The following is a 16,948-nucleotide window of genomic DNA, read 5'->3' as shown; positions in this document are numbered from 1 at the left end:
GGTCACCGCCCGTCATGAAGTGCAATAGAGAAGAGAACCATGGAACAATTTGAATGTATCAATGTAGAAGAAGCGCATCAGAAACTGCATCAGCAGAAGGCGGTGCTGGTCGATATCCGCGATCCGCAAAGCTATGCCATGGGGCACACGCCGGGCGCGTTTCATCTGACCAACGATACCCTGGGCGCTTTTATGCGCGATAACGATTTTGAGACGCCGGTGATGGTGATGTGCTACCACGGCAACAGCAGTAAAGGCGCCGCGCAGTATCTGCTGCAGCAGGGCTTCGAGAACGTCTACAGCGTCGATGGCGGTTTTGACGCCTGGCATCGTCATTTCCCGGCGGAAGTCGCGCACGGCTCGCTATAAGCGCGGTACGGTATATACTAGCCCCCTTTGTGTGGAATAAGCGATCCGCTGTATGTTAATGATTACCTCTTTTGCCAACCCGCGCGTGGCCCAGGCGTTTGTCGACTATATGGCGACGCAGGGGGTCATCCTGACTATCCAACAGCACACGCAGAGCGATGTCTGGCTGGCTGATGAAAGCCAGGCCGCGCGGGTGCAGGCCGAGCTGGCCCGTTTTCTCGAAAACCCGGCCGACCCGCGCTATCTCGCCGCCAGCTGGCAATCGGGGCATACCAATAGCGGATTGCATTATCAACGCTTCCCGTTTTTAGCTACCTTGCGTAACAACGCCGGGCCGTTTACGTGGGCGATTTTGCTGGCCTGTATCCTGGTCTTCATACTGCAAAACGTTCTGGGCGATCAGACGATGATGATCTGGCTTGCCTGGCCCTACGATCCATCGCTGAAATTCGAAGCCTGGCGCTATCTTACCCATGCTTTCATGCACTTCTCGCTGATGCATATTCTGTTTAACCTGCTATGGTGGTGGTACCTCGGCGGTGCGGTGGAGAAGCGCATCGGTAGCGGCAAACTGGTGGTGATTACCATTATCAGCGCTCTGCTGAGCGGATTCGTCCAGCATCAGGTTAGCGGCCCGTGGTTCGGCGGTTTGTCGGGAGTGGTCTATGCATTAATGGGCTATGTCTGGCTGCGTGGCGAGCGCGACCCGCAGAGCGGTATTTATCTGCAACGCGGTCTGATCCTCTTCTCTTTAGTGTGGTTAGTGGCTGGATGGTTTGATGTTTTCGGCATGTCGATCGCCAATGGCGCGCACGTGGCGGGCCTGGCAGTCGGGCTGGCGATGGCGTTTGTCGATACGCTAAATGTGCGAAAACGAACGTAGAGATTCCCAGGGATATTTCATGAAACAAACACAACGTCATGACGCGATTATCGAGCTGGTAAAAAAACAGGGATACGTCAGTACCGAAGAGCTGGTGGAGCAGTTTGCCGTCAGCCCGCAGACTATTCGTCGCGATCTGAATGATTTAGCGGAACAAAAAATGATCCTGCGCCACCACGGCGGCGCGGCGATGCCTTCAAGCTCGGTCAACACCTCGTGGCACGACAGGAAAGCGACCCAGACGGCGGAAAAAGAGCGCATCGCGCGGAAAGTGGCGAGCGAAATACCCGACGGCGCAACCCTGTTTATCGACATTGGCACGACGCCGGAAGCGGTGGCCCATGCGTTGCTCGATCATAATGACCTGCGGATTGTGACCAACAATCTCAACGTCGCGAATACGCTGATGGTGAAAGACGATTTTCGCATTATCCTCGCCGGTGGCGAGCTGCGTAGCCGCGACGGCGGGATCATCGGCGAAGCGACGCTCGATTTTATCTCCCAGTTCCGCCTCGACTTCGGCATTCTCGGTATTAGCGGTATTGATAGCGACGGTTCGCTGCTGGAGTTTGATTACCATGAAGTGCGCACCAAGCGGGCGATTATCGAAAACTCGCGCCACGTGATGCTGGTGGTGGATCACTCGAAGTTTGGCCGTAATGCGATGGTGAACATGGGCAGCATTAGTCTGGTCGATGCGGTTTATACCGATATCATGCCGCCCGCAGGCGTGCTGAAGGTGATTAAAGACAACAACCTGCAGCTGGAGCTGTGCTAAACGGCGTTATACGCCGTATCCCATCATTTTGAGCAACCGCTGGGCATGCTGAACGGCATCCTGGCGGTGCGCGACGCCCAGTTTCTGATATAGATTGCGAATATGCGTTTTAATCGTGGTGGCCGCGACATCCAGTTCGCCGGCGATCTGCTCGTTGCTGTAACCGGAATAGATAAGCCCTAACACCTGCCACTCGCGCTGGGTCAGCGGACTGGTGCGGATAAGCTCCGGCACTTCCGGGTGGTTCAGCAGCCGTTCGACGAAGCTCTCGTCGAAATGGGCGAATTTATGTCGATGATGCTGGTTAATATCGCGTAGGATGCGCTGGGCGCGGTGCTGCTCCAGCTCCGGCAGCGTATTCAGTTGAATCAGCTGACGCAGCTGCTGGGCCATGGCTTCGCCTTCAATCACGAAGTGGTTGATAAAGCCGGTGCGGTTAGCGAGGGTTAAGGCTTCCATTAACACTTTTTGCGCCTCGCCCTTGCGCTCCGCCTGCCAGTACAGCTGGTTCAACAGCAGCAGGTTACGGTTGATATCGCTCATCAGCCGCAGCGAGCGGGCATTTTCATTTAACTCTTCCAGTACCATTTCGGCGGAATCAAAATCACCGAGCAGGATCTGTGCGCGGGCAATGTTGCGCCACTGGCTTTGCAGGAAGTGGTTATTGGCGAATTCAGGTTTCGGCGTCTGGCGCAGCCAGTTGGCCGCTGCGGTTTTATCACCGGTCATCTGCCAGTAGATCACCCGCACTTTGTCGGCGTTAGAGACCCAATCGCTGTGATAGTGGCCGTTGCCCAGCAGATTTTCCAGGCGGTTTAATAAGCTGCGGGCGTTGTCGAGATCGCCGCGCGCCAGCGAGCACTGCACCATCAACGCCAGGCACTGCAACTGCTGCTGCGGCTGGTAGTTTGCCAGCACAGCGATGCCGCTGCGGGCGCTTTCTTCTGCTTCATCAAGACGCGCCCACGCCCACAGCAGCTGCGCGCGGATGCGCAACAGGAACTCATGCATCGGCAGCTGTTCAAGATGCTGATCGCGGATAAGCTGGAAAGCTTTATCCTGAATCTCCCATGCCGCCTGCAGGAAGCCCTGGGCAAACAGAATCTCGCTCTGCTGGATCATGCTCCACAGGGCGTAGTGCCAGACGTCATGACGGCGAGCCATCTGTTCTGTTTGCTGCATCACCGCCAGCGATTTGCTCAGATGGCCTTTGCAGTGCAGCACTTCGCCGTGAACGGAAGTGGCGACGATGCGGCTGTAATAGCTCGCCAGCGGCAGTTCATCCAGCGCCACCATTGCCAGACGCTCGGCTTCGTCCTGATCGCCGGCGTTGATTGCGACCTGCGCGCGCAGGGCGTTGAAATCGCCGTGCATCGCGGTATCCATTTCGACATCCATCTCCTGCTCGGCGCGGGCCAGCAGGGTATTCACTTCGCTATAGCGATGCTGGCTCTGCATCAGCCAGGCCTGTAACAGGATCAGCCGCGGGTTTTCCAGCAGGTTCGACCACGGCAGCGCCGCCAGCGATTGTTCCAGCAGACCCAACTCGCTATGGTTGAACATGCCCCAGGCGTGGTTGAGCAAAATATCGCGCAGCATGGCGGCATCGCCGGCGGCAAGCGCATGATGGATAGCTTCGGTGGGGAACCCCTGCGCCATCCACGCTTCAGCGGCGGCGCGGTGAATTTCCGGTAGCTCGGTGGCCATTTCCCACTGACAGCGCTGGCGCAGGAAGTTGCCGAATAGCGGGTGATAGCGGAACCACTCGCCGGAGTCATCCATCCGGTGCAGGAACAGCCCCTGACGTTCGATCTCTTCCAGTTGCATCTGGCCGTTCTCTTCGCCGGTGACGCGGACGATAAGCGCGTCATTCATCGAGCGCAGCAGCGAGCTTTTTAACAAGAAGCTGCGGGTACGGGCATCGACGTTATCCAGCACTTCATCGACCAGATAGTCGGAAAGGTGGCTGGCGTTAATCCCGGCGAGACGACGGGCGGAGTGCTGGGCTGAGGTGTTTTTCTGCCGGGCGGAGAGGGCGATGAGCTGCAGGGCGGTGGCCCAGCCGGCGACGTCATCGCACAGGCGACTGCTGTCATCGGCTTCAATGGGGGAGGCGAGGCGGCAGTCAAAGAACTGTTTCGCCTCCTGATGAGTAAAAGCCAACTGTTGGCTGCCGATTTCCAGTAACTGCTCGCGCACCCGTAGGTTGGCGATCCCCAACTGCGGCAGGTTGCGCGACAGCACTACCAGCGTCATGGTCTCTGGCTGATGGCGCAAGAAGAAGCGCATGGCATCGTGGATCACCGGATTGGTAATCAGGTGATAATCATCAATGACCAGGTACAGCGGACGCTGCCAGTCGGCAAGCTCAATAAACAGCTGCGCAAACAGCGACGGCAGGCTGGCGTACTGGCGCTTTTGCACCATGGCTTCGCTGGCGGCGCAGTGGCCGCCTGTCGCCTGTTGAATCGCCGCAATCAGATAGCTGGCGAAGCGCTCTTGTTGATTATCGCCTTCATCAAGCGAAAACCAGCCAAGGTCATGTTTACCCGAAGCCCACTGCGAAACGAGCGTGGTTTTGCCGTAACCTGCCGGGCTGGTCACCAACGCGAGACGATAATTGTTCGCGCCGGAAAGTTTCGCCAGCAACCGTTCGCGAACCACAGTGTGTTCAAGACGGGATGGACGACTTAATTTTGACGGAATCAACATAGTTCACTTTTTCGCTGTGCAAGAAAGGGATGGGGATTTTTTTTGCGCTTCGTAATTAATGACTCCTAAGGTCGGCGATAATGAAAGTTATTGCAAGTTATGTCCAAAATTGATGCTCTTGAATTTGCTCTCGGTCACAATTTCTCGCTTCGGTTTTTAATTAGCTTTAAACCGGTACCAGAACGCGTCATGCCTCGGTTTACGACGGTTTCGTCCGGGACGAAATTACTTTACCCGGCATTTTTTGTAGTTGATTGTTTTTATTAAATTATCGTCAGTGGATTCTTAGGTTTAATCTATTTCACGTATTTTTGTCATGGCATCTTTTTATTCTGTCAGTAGTTTATTTTTTATTTCACGATAATGGCCTGTGCGAATTTTGCTTTGCGCTATGAATTGCGCTGTAACAAATTTGCCGTTCGTTGCGCTGGCGAAATTATTGTTCTACACGCGCAATAGGGCGGCGAATTCCCGTCGACGAGCTAACGTTAAAGTGGCCGCGATCACAATTTTCGCTCATCCCCGCTACTCCTCCCTGTCTAATCCCCCTCGGGAGGAGGCAGCGGCCTCGGGAGGTCGGCACACTAAGGCTAACGTTTTAGTAAAGGACCAGGATTTCTTATGTCACAGACTTCTTTTAACCAGGCTCAGTTTCAGGCTGCACTGACGCGTCAGTGGCAGCGTTTCGGTTTATCGTCAGCCGCAGAGATGACCCAACGCCAGTGGTGGCGTGCGGTCAGCGGCGCGCTGGCGGAGCTTTTGGCGGCGCAACCGGCGGCGGAAACCGTTAAAGGACAGCGCCACGTTAACTACATTTCGATGGAGTTCCTGATCGGTCGCCTGACCGGTAATAACCTGCTCAACCTGGGCTGGTATGAAGGAGTGAGCGAGACGCTGAAGGCGTACGACATCCAGTTGACCGACCTGCTGGAAGAAGAGACCGATCCGGCGCTGGGCAACGGCGGCCTGGGCCGTCTGGCGGCCTGCTTCCTGGATTCTATGGCCACCGTCGGCCAGTCGGCAACCGGTTACGGCCTGAACTACCAGTACGGTCTGTTCCGTCAATCCTTCGCTGACGGTCAGCAGATGGAAGCGCCGGATGATTGGGGACGCGGCAGCTATCCGTGGTTCCGCCACAACGAAGCGCTGGATGTGCAGGTGGGCATCGGCGGTAAAGTCAGCAAAAGCGGCGAATGGCAACCGGCTTTCGTGATTACCGGCGAAGCCTGGGATCTGCCGGTGCTTGGCTATCGCAATAACGTCGCGCAGCCGCTGCGTCTGTGGCAGGCAAAACATGCCCATCCGTTCAACCTGACCAAATTCAACGACGGCGATTTCCTGCGCGCGGAGCAGCAAGGTATCGACGCCGAAAAATTGACCAAGGTGCTGTATCCGAATGACAACCATCTGGCGGGGAAAAAACTGCGCCTGATGCAGCAGTACTTCCAGTGCGCCTGCTCGGTGGCCGATATTCTGCGTCGTCACCATCTGGCTGGCCGCAAGCTGCATGAGCTGGCGGATTATGAAGTGATCCAGTTGAACGACACCCACCCGACCATCGCCATCCCGGAGCTGCTGCGCGTGCTGCTTGATGAGCACCAGATGAGCTGGGACGATGCGTGGGCCATCACCAGCAAAACCTTCGCTTACACCAACCATACTCTGATGCCGGAAGCGCTGGAGTGCTGGGATGAGAAGCTGGTCAAGGCGCTGCTGCCGCGCCACATGCAGATAATCAAAGAGATTAACGACAGATTTAAACTGCTGGTGGAGAAAACCTGGCCGGGCGATAAGCAGGTGTGGGCGAAGCTGGCGGTGGTCCATGATAAACAGGTTCGCATGGCCAACATGTGCGTGGTGAGCGGCTTTGCGGTGAACGGCGTCGCGGCGCTGCACTCCGATTTGGTGGTGAAGGATCTGTTCCCGGAATATCACCAGCTGTGGCCGAACAAATTCCATAACGTGACCAACGGCATTACGCCGCGTCGCTGGATTAAACAGTGTAATCCGGCGCTGGCTGCCCTGCTTGATAAGACGCTGAAGAAAGAGTGGGCCAACGATCTCGACCAGCTGATCAAGCTGGAGAAGTACGCCGACGATGCCAAATTCCGTCAGGTTTATCGTGACATTAAGCAGGCGAATAAAGTGCGTCTCGCTGAGTTCGTGAAGCGGCGTACCGGTATCGACATCAACCCGCAGGCGATTTTCGATATCCAGATTAAGCGCCTGCACGAATACAAACGCCAGCATCTCAACCTGCTGAATATTCTGGCGCAGTATAAAGAGATCCGCGAAAACCCGCAGGCCGACCGTGTACCGCGCGTCTTCCTGTTTGGCGCTAAAGCCGCGCCGGGCTACTACCTGGCGAAGAATATTATTCTGGCGATCAACAAAGTGGCCGAGGCGATCAATAACGATCCGCTGGTGGGCGATAAGCTGAAAGTGGTCTTCCTGCCGGATTACTGCGTATCGGCGGCGGAAATGCTGATCCCGGCGGCTGACGTCTCCGAGCAGATTTCCACGGCGGGTAAAGAGGCCTCCGGTACCGGCAACATGAAGCTGGCGCTGAACGGCGCGTTGACCGTCGGCACTCTTGACGGCGCCAACGTTGAAATCGCTGAGCAGGTTGGCGAGGACAATATCTTTATCTTCGGCCATACCGTGGAAGAAGTTAAGGCGTTGAAGGCGAAAGGCTACGATCCGCTGAAATGGCGCAAAAAAGATAAGCTGCTGGACGCGGTGCTGAAAGAGCTGGAAAGCGGTAAATATAGCGGCGGCGACAAACACGCCTTTGATCAGATGCTGCATAGCCTGCTGCAAGGCGGCGATCCTTACCTGGTGCTGGCTGACTTTAGCGCTTACGTCGCGGCGCAGAAGCAGGTAGACGAACTGTATCGCGACCAGGAAGCCTGGACCCGTGCGGCGATCCTCAACACCGCGCGCTGCGGCATGTTCAGCTCCGACCGCTCTATTCGTGATTATCAGCAACGTATCTGGCAGGCAAAACGCTAAGGACAGGCCTATGGAGAATAAACGCCTTGATAATGCCGCGCTGGCGGCGGGGATCAGCCCCAGCTATATCAACGCGCACGGCCAGCCGCAGTCGATCGCGGCGGCCACCAAACAACGTTTGCTGGATGCTATGCATCGTACGTCTACTGCCGCGAAAGCGGCAGTAGAACCGCTGCCCAGCGTCAAGGTTTTTACCCACGGTAAAAAAATGCAGTTGCCGGTAGCGGGAAGCGGCGCGTTTCACTGGCTGCTGACGACCGAAGAAGGTAAGCAGTATCAGGGTGAGACGCGCGGCGGCGAAACGCTCGCTTTGCCTGGGCGATTGCCGACGGGCTATCACACCCTGACCCTCACGCGGGACGGCGAACGCTGGCACTGCCGGGCGATCGTCGCCCCGGCGCGCTGCTACGAACCGCAGGCGCTCAAAGAGGGCAAAAAGCTATGGGGCGCCTGCGTCCAGCTCTACACCCTGCGTTCTGAGGACAACTGGGGCATTGGCGACTTCGGCGATCTACGCGCCATGCTGCCGGAAATCGCCCGTCGCGGCGGCGCGTTTATCGGCCTCAACCCGATTCACGCGCTCTATCCGGCGAACCCGGAGAGCGCCAGTCCGTACAGTCCGTCCTCGCGCCGCTGGCTTAACGTCATCTATATCGACGTCAACGCGGTGGAGGATTTCCAGCGTAGCCCTGCCGCGCAGGCATGGTGGCAGCTTGCGGAAACCCAGCAGGCCTTGCAGGCCGCGCGGCAGACCGCTGATGTCGACTATACCGCTGTCACCGCGCTGAAGTTGACCGCGCTGCGTCTGGCGTGGGCCGAGTTTTCTACGCGTGAAGATGAGCAAATGGCGGAGTTCCGTCAGTTCGTGCTGCGCGAGGGCGAAAGTCTCTACTGGCAGGCGGCGTTTGATGCGCTGCATGCCTGGCAAAGCCGTCAGGATCCGATGCGCTGGGGCTGGCCGGCATGGCCGGAAGCGTATCAGAGCACGAGCAGCCCGCAGGTGAAAACCTTCTGTGCGGAGCATGCCGATGAGGTGAGCTTTTATCTATGGCTGCAGTGGCTGGCATATACGCAGTTCGCCGCCTGTTGGCACACCAGCCAGCGGGACGGGATGCCGATTGGCCTGTATCGCGATCTGGCGGTCGGCGTCGCCGAAGGCGGATCGGAGACGTGGTGCGATCGCGAGCTGTATTGCCTCAAGGCTTCCGTCGGCGCGCCGCCGGATATCCTCGGCCCGCTGGGACAGAACTGGGGCCTGCCGCCGATGGATCCGCATGTAATGGTTGCCCGCGCCTACGAGCCGTTTATCGAACTGCTACGAGCGAATATGCAAAACTGCGGCGCATTGCGTATTGACCACGTGATGTCGGTGCTGCGTTTATGGTGGATACCGTATGGCGAAACCGCCGACCATGGCGCCTATGTGCAGTATCCCGTGGATGACCTGCTGGCGATCCTGGCGCTGGAGAGCCAGCGGCACCGCTGCATGGTCATTGGCGAAGACCTCGGTACCGTACCGGTTGAAATCGTCGGCAAGCTGCGCAAAAGCGGCGTTTACTCGTATAAAGTGCTCTATTTCGAAAATGGCCCTGATAAAACGTTCCGCGCGCCGAAGGCTTATCCACAGCAGTCGATGGCGGTCGCAACGACCCACGATCTCCCGACGCTGCGCGGCTATTGGGAGAGGGGTGATTTGACGCTCGGGAAGACGCTGGGTCTGTATCCGGATGAAGTGGTGCTGCGCGGCTTATATGCCGATCGCGAACAAGCAAAGCAGGGGTTGCTGGATGCGCTCCATCGGCACGGCTGTTTGCCGAAGCGCGCCGGACATAAAGCCTCGCTGATGGCGATGACCTCAACGCTCAATCGCGGGATGCAGCGCTACATCGCCGACAGTAACAGCGCCCTGCTTGGGCTGCAGCCGGAAGATTGGCTGGAGATGGCTTCGCCAGTCAACATCCCGGGCACCAGTACCGAGTATCCCAACTGGCGGCGTAAGCTTAGCGTGACGCTCGAGCAGATGTTTGCCGATGCGCAGGTGAATAAGCTGATTAAAGATCTGGATAAGCGCCGCAAAGCCCGTTAATCCAGCGAGAATTCCCCGGTGGCGCTGCGCTTACCGGGGCTACGGTTGAGAGCCGAAGAACAAAAAAGGAACGAGGATTACACCACCATCCCCAGGACCGTAGGTCGGGTAAGCGCAGCGCCACCCGACAAAAACGGCACCGCGGGTAGCCCGGATAAGGCGCTTTGCGCCGCTATCCGGGAAACGAAGAACAAAAAGGCCGGGGCGCATGATGCGCACCCGGCCTTTTTTATCTCAGGGAACGAAGGTTACACCACCATCCCCAGCAGCAGACAACCAACCAGGCCGCACACGGAAATGATGGTTTCCAGTACCGACCAGGACTTGATGGTCTCGCCAATGGTCAGGTTGAAATACTCTTTGAACAGCCAGAAACCTGGGTCGTTCACGTGGGAGAAGATAACGCTACCGGAACCCACGGCGATGACCATCAACTCCGGGCTAACGCCGGTGGTGGCAATCAGCGGCGCGGCGATACCACCTGCAGTGATAGCGGCAACGGTAGCTGAGCCCAGCGCAATACGCAGCACCGCAGCGATAGACCACGCCATAAACAGCGGTGACATATTGGATTCGTGCATGATAGAAGCGATGTACTTATCCATGCCGCTATCCACCAGCACCTGCTTGAAGGCGCCGCCGCCGCCGATGATCAACAGCATCATGGCGATGATTTTGATAGAGGAGGTCAGCGTATCGTTGATCTGCTCCATGGAACGGCCGCGATTGAGGCCGAAAGTGAACAGCGCGATCAGCACCGCAATCAGGGTCGCCATCACCGGGTCGCCGAAGAACTCGGCAACGGGCAGGAAGGCGTGGCCCTTCGGCAGAACCATCTCGGCGACGGCGCGCATCGCCATCAGGATCACCGGTACCAGAGAGGTCCAGACGCTGACGCCAAAGCCCGGCATCTCTTCTTCAGTGAAGGTTTTCGGGTTGTGCAGGCCTTCCGGGATCGGTTTATCAATACCTTTCAGGAAACGGGCGAAAACCGGGCCGGCGAGAATAACCGTCGGGATAGCCAGAATTGTCCCGTAGAGCAGCGTTTTGCCCATATCGGCGTGGAAAATTGTCGCGATAGCGGTCGGGCCCGGGTGCGGCGGCAGGAAACCGTGGGTGACGGAGAGCGCCGCGGCCATCGGTACGCCAACGTACAGCAGCGGGATACGCGCGGAAGCGGCGATGGTAAAGACCAGCGGCAGCATCAGCACGAAACCGACTTCATAGAACAGGGCGAAACCGACGGTGAAACCGGTCAGTACAACGGCCCATTGAATATGTTTTTTACCGAATTTATCAATCAGGGTAGTGGCGATACGCTGCGCGCCGCCGCAGTCCGCCAGCATTTTACCGAGCATAGCGCCGAAGCCCATGATCAGTGCGAGGCTGCCGAGCGTGCCCCCGACGCCGTTTTTGATGGATACGATGACTTTATCCAGAGGCATACCCTGCATTAATCCGACGGCGAGCGCCACCAGAACCAGAGCGATGAAGCCGTTCATTTTGAAACGGATCATCAGCAACAATAACAGGGCAACCCCGATAGCTACGATGACTAATGGCATGATTTACCTGGCCTTAACTTGTTATGGGTAACGTTAAAGTCTGAACATCTACAGTATCCGTTCCGCAGAGGAACAAGGATGTCTTGCACCGTAAAGCTGGCTTATTCCTGACCCAGAGAAAGGATAGCTGGCTATTTTTTGTCGGTGGTGCTTGCTGTGGATGATACGGGTAACATGTGAGCTTTGAGAATGCCCTGCGCGGGGTAAATTTTAAATATGAGACTTAAGTCATACTCTCTGCCGGGTTTTTGCCGTGATGGCTAGTCAGAAATGTTGTGCGGTAACATGCTGAAGGGAGAAGTCGCCCGGCAAACGGATTGTTGCCGGGCGAGAGGAGGAAGCTTAGTAGTAGGAGTGCTCGCCGCGCTGGTGTTCGGTCAGATCGCGCACACCTTTCAGCTCCGGGAATTCGTTCAGCAGCTGCTTTTCGATCCCTTCTTTCAGGGTCACATCGACCATTGAGCAGCCGTTGCAACCGCCGCCGAACTGCAGGATAGCCAGACCGTCTTCGGTGATTTCCATCAGCGAAACGCGACCGCCGTGACCGGCCAGCTGTGGGTTGATCTGCGACTGCAGCAGGTACTCCACGCGCTCCATCAGCGGGGCATCGTCGGAAACCTTACGCATTTTGGCGTTAGGCGCTTTCAGCGTCAGCTGGGAACCGAGCTGGTCAGTGACGAAGTCGATTTCAGCATCTTCCAGATAAGGTGCGCTGAGTTCATCAACATACGCGGTCAGCTGTTCAAATTTCAGCGCCGTGTCGGTGTCTTCCACCGCATCCGGTGGGCAATAGGATACGCCGCACTCAGCGTTTGGGGTGCCGGGATTAATCACAAATACGCGAATTTGCGTCCCTTCTTCCTGATTTGCCAGCAGTTTGGCAAAGTGCGCTTGTGCAGCATCGGAAATACGGATCATAGCGTTGGCCTAATAGTTGACTATTTTACTGGGTTATAATACGCCCATCAGCGGGGGTCTACAAGGTACGGCACAAACACCATACCTGAACCGTCGCGGCGCCGTTTCGCAAAAGCAGGCGGGAAATCTCGGCGACGGTGCTTCCGGTTGTGACGACATCATCCACAATGGCGATATGGAGGCCCCGAACGGATAATTCAACCTGGAAAGCATTTTTCAGGTTCTGCTTACGTAATCTGGCGCTTAACTGATGTTGCGTTGCGGTACGCCGGCTTCGCGTCAGCGCATCGCCGCGCCAGGCGCAGCCCATCCAGCGCGCCAGCGGGCGACATAGCGCCTCGCTTTGGTTAAATCCCCGACGCCAATGACGGCGCTGCCAAAGCGGCACGCTGACAATCCGATCCACTGGCGGCAGCCCGCAATTAAGGCGCAGGCGTAAAAGAAGCAGTCGCGCCAGCGCCGCCGCGAGTTCCGGATGACGGGCAAACTTAAACTGGTGTACCAGCCCGCTTAGCGGTGGGGCATAGCTATTCACCGTCACCAGCCGCTGCCAGGGCGGTGGTTTTTGCAGGCAGCGTCCACAGGGCAAGGCGGGCGCCAATGCCGGTAAACCGCACTGCGGGCAGAGCGATGGCGTGACGAGCAGCGAGGCGGTGCAGCGCGAGCACATCCCCCAGTGAGCCATGGCCAGCGGCAATTGGCATAGCCAGCATAAGCTGTGTGCTGTTAGCATAATTCCCCTCATAGTGATGGAAAGAGAACAGTAACTGATGAATGACATCTGGTGGCAAACCATGGGCGAAGGAAATTGTCATCTTGTGCTGCTGCACGGCTGGGGGCTGAATGCCAATGTATGGGATTGCATTACGTCGGAACTGGCTACGCATTTTACCCTTCACCTGGTGGATCTACCGGGCTATGGCCGCAGCGGTGGTTTTGGCGCCTTAACGCTTGAAGAGATGGCGCAGCAGGTCGTTGCAAAAGCGCCGGAGCAGGCTATCTGGCTTGGCTGGAGCCTGGGCGGGCTGGTAGCGAGCCTGGTGGCGCTGCAGCACCCGCAACGCGTGCAGGCGCTGGTGACCGTCGCTTCTTCGCCGTGTTTTGGCGCGCGCGACCAGTGGCCGGGGATTAAACCGGAAGTGCTGAGCGGCTTCCAGCAACAGCTGAGTGAAGATTTCCAGCGTACCGTCGAGCGTTTTCTCGCCCTGCAAACCATGGGCACCGAAAGCGCGCGCCAGGACGCCCGGGCGCTGAAAAGCACCGTTCTGTCGCTGCCGATGCCGCCTGTCGAGGTTCTCAACGGCGGGCTGGAAATCCTCAAAACCGCCGATTTGCGTCAACCGCTCGCCGCGCTAACCATGCCGTTTTTGCGCCTCTATGGCCGACTGGATGGGCTGGTGCCGCGTAAAATCGTTCCTCTGTTGGATGAGCTGTGGCCGCAAAGTGAGTCTGTTGTCTTCGAAAAGGCGGCCCATGCGCCGTTTATTTCGCATCCCCAGGCATTCTGTGAGCCTCTCATCGCGCTGAAAAACCGGCTGAATAATTATTTTTAGCGCCGCGTGGTAAATCATCAGGATCGGGCAATACTTAGGTTGTTGCGGTGGTTGATTATTTCGTTTTTGCCGCCGCAAACTAAAAATAACAACCTTATGGAGAGTAAAGGCTATGAAACTTGTTACAGGTATTGTTGCATCTCTGGTGATAGGCTCCCTCTCTTTTGGCGCGTTCGCGGCGAAAGAGATTCAAAAAGATGAAGTCGCGAAGATGAATCTGACCAAGGTCGGTAGCATCACGACTTCCCGTACCACGTCGCCGATGGACGCGAAGCGCGATCTGTCGAAGAAAGCGGATGAGTTGGGTGGTAAGTACTTCGTAGTGATTGCCGGCGAGAAGAACGAGAAGACGGTTCACGCGAACGCCGACGTGTATAAGTAAGCCTGATTTTCCCTGCCAGCGCTGCGCCTGGCAGGGCTAGCAAATCGCACCGCAGATAGCCCGGACAAGGCGCAACGCGCCGCCATCCGGGATGTCTTATTCAGCGCAAAGACCACCACTCCCGCAGACAGGCTTTCCCTTCCGGGCAACTTTTACAGCTGCCGGAAAGGCAGCCATCGGCATCTTCGGTCATCTTGACCACTTTTCCCATCGCTTCCAGGCGGCTTAACATGGCGTCGATCAGCGGCCGTGGCGTATGCAGGCGGGCGCTCAGCTGAGCGGCTTCCATGCGCCCCTGCAGGGCCAGCATATCGCGAACGTCAATTAACGATGCCATGATGATTGCTCCTTAGTGGCAGTCGCCGGCTGGGCTCTGGCAGCAGGACGTTGGGGTTTTACGCGTCGCCAGCAGGGAAACATCCACCCGGCTACGCGCCCGACGCAACAGGCCAAAGACCACGACGTTAAACAGAATTACCGCCAGAATGCATACCAGGCTGTAGCGCGGGTGTTGGCTAAAGCTCACGGTCTGGTAGTACAGCGTCGATAGCGAGTAGGCGATATTCAACCCCCACAACACCGAGAACATCATCCAACCGCGGCTGGACTCGCGGGCAATTGCTCCCATCACGGAAATGCATGGAATATAGAGCAGGACGAAGATCAGGTAGCTGTACGCGGCGGCGGCGCTGCCGAATTTACTGCCCATCACCCCCATGGCGCCGGTTTCCATTTCGCCATCGCCTTTGCTTGCTTCAATCGGGTTCGCCAGCACGCTCAGGCTAAAGGTGTCTTTCAGCCCCTGCCAGGTTTCATCGACGGCGGCTAACAGCTCATCGCCAAGGCTAAACTCCTGTGGATTAAACTCTTCATTCTGGATATCTTCCGCGGTGTAGAGGGTGTTCAACGTACCGACCACCACTTCTTTCGCCATCGCGCCGGTAAACAGGCCGACGGTTGCCTGCCAGTTATCTTCGTGCACGCCAATGGGCTTAAACACCGGGGTAATCACCCGACTAACCGAAGCCAGCGCCGAGTCGTTGATGTTATCGACCACTTTGCCGCTGAGCGAGAAGCTGTTCAGCGCGCTGAGGAAAATACTGACGATGACAATCACCTTACCGGCGCGCAGGACGAAGCCTTTCAGGCGCTGCCAGGTCTGGATAACCAGGCTCTTGATGTGCGGTACGTGATACACCGGCAGCTCCATCACGAACGGCGAGGCTTCGCCGCGCATAATGGTGTATTTGAGCATCAGGCCGGTGAGAATCGCCATCACGATGCCCAGCACGTACAGTGAGAAGACCGCCAGCGCGCCGTTCTGGCCGAAGAAGGCGGCGGCGAAGACCGCGAAAATCGCCAGTCGGGCGCCGCAGGACATAAATGGCGCCATCATGATGGTCATCAGGCGTTCACGCGGCGCATCCAGCGTACGGGCGCCCATAACGGAAGGCACGTTACAGCCGAAACCGACGATCAGCGGCACGAAGGATTTCCCCGGCAGGCCTAACGCCTGCATCAGGCGGTCCATTACGAAGGCCGCGCGCGCCATATACCCGGAGTCCTCAAGGAAAGAGAGGAACAGGTACATCATGCCGATTTGCGGCACCAGCGGCAGCACGGTGTTGATACCGCCGCCCAGCCCTTGCGCGAGGAACACGGTCAGCCAGTCCGGGAAGTGCAGGGTGTAGCCCAGCCACTGGATGCCGTGAATGAAGATAGCCACCGAGCCGGCGTCGAAAATCGGCTGCAGGGCGCCGCCGATGTTGATAGCCAGCAGGAACATCAGGTACATCACGAACAGGAAGATCGGTAAGCCGAGGAAGCGGTTAAGGATAATTTTATCCATCGCCGTGGTGAAGCGGCTTGGCTCAGCGGTCAGGGTGTTACTGACGGCATCGCATACCGCGGCGATACTTTGATAGCGGGCATCGGCGATATACAGCGCCGGATCGTCCATCTCGCCGCTCAGGTTGGCCAGCGCCAGATCCAGTTTGTCGGCGGCGTTGCCGGCAAAGGCGCGGCTATAAATATCGCCTTCCAGCATCTGCAGCCCCAGCCAGCGGCGCTGACGCAGCGGCATATCAGCAGGCATCGCCTGCGCCAGCATATCGGCTTCGCGCTGCAGGGATTGCGGATAGTGCACCAGTTCCAGCGGCTGATTTTGCTCATGGCGGTCAAGCGCCATTTTCAGCGCTTCGATGCCGCGACCGCGGGTGGAGACCAGCGGAATCACCGGGCAGCCGAGACGGGCCGCCAGCGCGTCGACGTCGATGCGGATTTGCTGTTTTTCGGCAATATCGAGCATGTTTAGCGCGACGACGCAGGGAATACCCAACTCCAGCAGCTGCAAAGTCAGATAGAGGTTACGTTCCAGGTTCGAGGCGTCGATGACGTTAATCAGCAGGTCGGCATCGCCGCTGAGAATATAGTGACAGGCAATTTGTTCATCGAGCGATGTTTGCGAGGAGATGGTGGTCAGCGAATAGGTGCCCGGCAGGTCAACCAGAGTAACCTGGTGGTCGGTGGTGGTGAAGGCGCCTTCTTTACGCTCAACGGTGACCCCCGCCCAGTTACCCACCCGCTGGCGCGCGCCGGTTAGCTGATTAAATAACGTTGTTTTGCCGGAATTAGGATTACCAATTAAACCAACGGTTAATTTTTTCATTTTTCAGACTCTTAGTGCCGGG

The 16,948-nt window shown here is 57.3% G+C and carries 13 protein-coding genes; 7 read left to right on the top strand and 6 right to left on the bottom strand.

Going from position 1 to position 16,948, the window contains the following annotated elements; all coding sequences use genetic code 11:
• Window positions 1-39 precede the first annotated feature (39 nt).
• The 3 genes from glpE to EAE_RS05445 are packed head-to-tail and all read left to right on the top strand — an operon-like array spanning window position 40 to window position 2,030.
• Window positions 40-369, top strand: a complete 330-nt coding sequence (glpE, locus tag EAE_RS05455) for a thiosulfate sulfurtransferase GlpE (protein ID WP_015369349.1) — start codon at window positions 40-42, stop codon at window positions 367-369.
• 52 nt (window positions 370-421) lie between these two features.
• Window positions 422-1,252, top strand: coding sequence for a rhomboid family intramembrane serine protease GlpG (gene glpG / locus EAE_RS05450; protein ID WP_015703685.1), 831 nt, complete (start codon window positions 422-424; stop codon window positions 1,250-1,252).
• A 19-nt stretch (window positions 1,253-1,271) separates the two neighbouring features.
• Window positions 1,272-2,030: a DeoR/GlpR family transcriptional regulator gene (locus EAE_RS05445; RefSeq protein WP_015703684.1), complete on the top strand. Its 759-nt coding sequence runs from the start codon at window positions 1,272-1,274 to the stop codon at window positions 2,028-2,030.
• 6 nt (window positions 2,031-2,036) lie between these two features.
• Here EAE_RS05445 and malT read toward each other — a convergent pair whose 3' ends face one another.
• Window positions 2,037-4,742 (bottom strand): HTH-type transcriptional regulator MalT, encoded by a 2,706-nt coding sequence (malT, locus tag EAE_RS05440; RefSeq protein ID WP_015369352.1) that lies wholly within the window; start codon window positions 4,740-4,742, stop codon window positions 2,037-2,039.
• A 621-nt stretch (window positions 4,743-5,363) separates the two neighbouring features.
• Between malT and malP the strand changes: the two genes are divergently transcribed.
• Complete coding sequence (malP, locus tag EAE_RS05435; RefSeq protein WP_015703683.1) at window positions 5,364-7,754, top strand: maltodextrin phosphorylase; 2,391 nt, start codon at window positions 5,364-5,366, stop codon at window positions 7,752-7,754.
• Between the two features lie 10 nt (window positions 7,755-7,764).
• Window positions 7,765-9,840: a 4-alpha-glucanotransferase gene (gene malQ / locus EAE_RS05430; protein ID WP_015703682.1), complete on the top strand. Its 2,076-nt coding sequence runs from the start codon at window positions 7,765-7,767 to the stop codon at window positions 9,838-9,840.
• A gap of 248 nt (window positions 9,841-10,088) precedes the next feature.
• Here malQ and gntT read toward each other — a convergent pair whose 3' ends face one another.
• From gntT to gntX, 3 genes are all read right to left on the bottom strand, one after another.
• Window positions 10,089-11,405: a gluconate transporter gene (gene gntT / locus EAE_RS05425; RefSeq protein ID WP_015369355.1), complete on the bottom strand. Its 1,317-nt coding sequence runs from the start codon at window positions 11,403-11,405 to the stop codon at window positions 10,089-10,091.
• A gap of 342 nt (window positions 11,406-11,747) precedes the next feature.
• On the bottom strand, window positions 11,748-12,323 hold the full coding sequence (nfuA, locus tag EAE_RS05420; RefSeq protein ID WP_015369356.1) for a Fe-S biogenesis protein NfuA: 576 nt from the start codon (window positions 12,321-12,323) through the stop codon (window positions 11,748-11,750).
• Between the two features lie 58 nt (window positions 12,324-12,381).
• On the bottom strand, window positions 12,382-13,056 hold the full coding sequence (gene gntX / locus EAE_RS05415; RefSeq protein WP_015703681.1) for a DNA utilization protein GntX: 675 nt from the start codon (window positions 13,054-13,056) through the stop codon (window positions 12,382-12,384).
• Window positions 13,057-13,093: 37 nt separating this feature from the next.
• On the opposite strand from gntX, the gene bioH reads away from it, so the two are divergent.
• Window positions 13,094-13,876: a pimeloyl-ACP methyl ester esterase BioH gene (bioH, locus tag EAE_RS05410; RefSeq protein WP_015703680.1), complete on the top strand. Its 783-nt coding sequence runs from the start codon at window positions 13,094-13,096 to the stop codon at window positions 13,874-13,876.
• A gap of 112 nt (window positions 13,877-13,988) precedes the next feature.
• The gene (locus EAE_RS05405) at window positions 13,989-14,258 is read left to right on the top strand and encodes a YdgH/BhsA/McbA-like domain containing protein (RefSeq protein ID WP_015369359.1); all 270 of its coding nucleotides are present in this window, start codon (window positions 13,989-13,991) and stop codon (window positions 14,256-14,258) included.
• A 100-nt stretch (window positions 14,259-14,358) separates the two neighbouring features.
• On the opposite strand, the gene feoC is transcribed toward EAE_RS05405, so the two are convergent.
• Complete coding sequence (gene feoC / locus EAE_RS05400; protein WP_015703679.1) at window positions 14,359-14,595, bottom strand: [Fe-S]-dependent transcriptional repressor FeoC; 237 nt, start codon at window positions 14,593-14,595, stop codon at window positions 14,359-14,361.
• Between the two features lie 12 nt (window positions 14,596-14,607).
• Window positions 14,608-16,926, bottom strand: coding sequence for a Fe(2+) transporter permease subunit FeoB (gene feoB, locus EAE_RS05395; protein ID WP_015703678.1), 2,319 nt, complete (start codon window positions 16,924-16,926; stop codon window positions 14,608-14,610).
• Between the last annotated feature and the right edge of the window lie 22 nt (window positions 16,927-16,948).

Origin of the sequence: Klebsiella aerogenes KCTC 2190 (assembly GCF_000215745.1) — a bacterium.
Classification (GTDB): domain Bacteria; phylum Pseudomonadota; class Gammaproteobacteria; order Enterobacterales; family Enterobacteriaceae; genus Klebsiella; species Klebsiella aerogenes.
The sequence above is the reverse complement of the archived record's forward strand: the minus strand, read 5'-3'. Positions and strand labels throughout refer to the sequence as shown.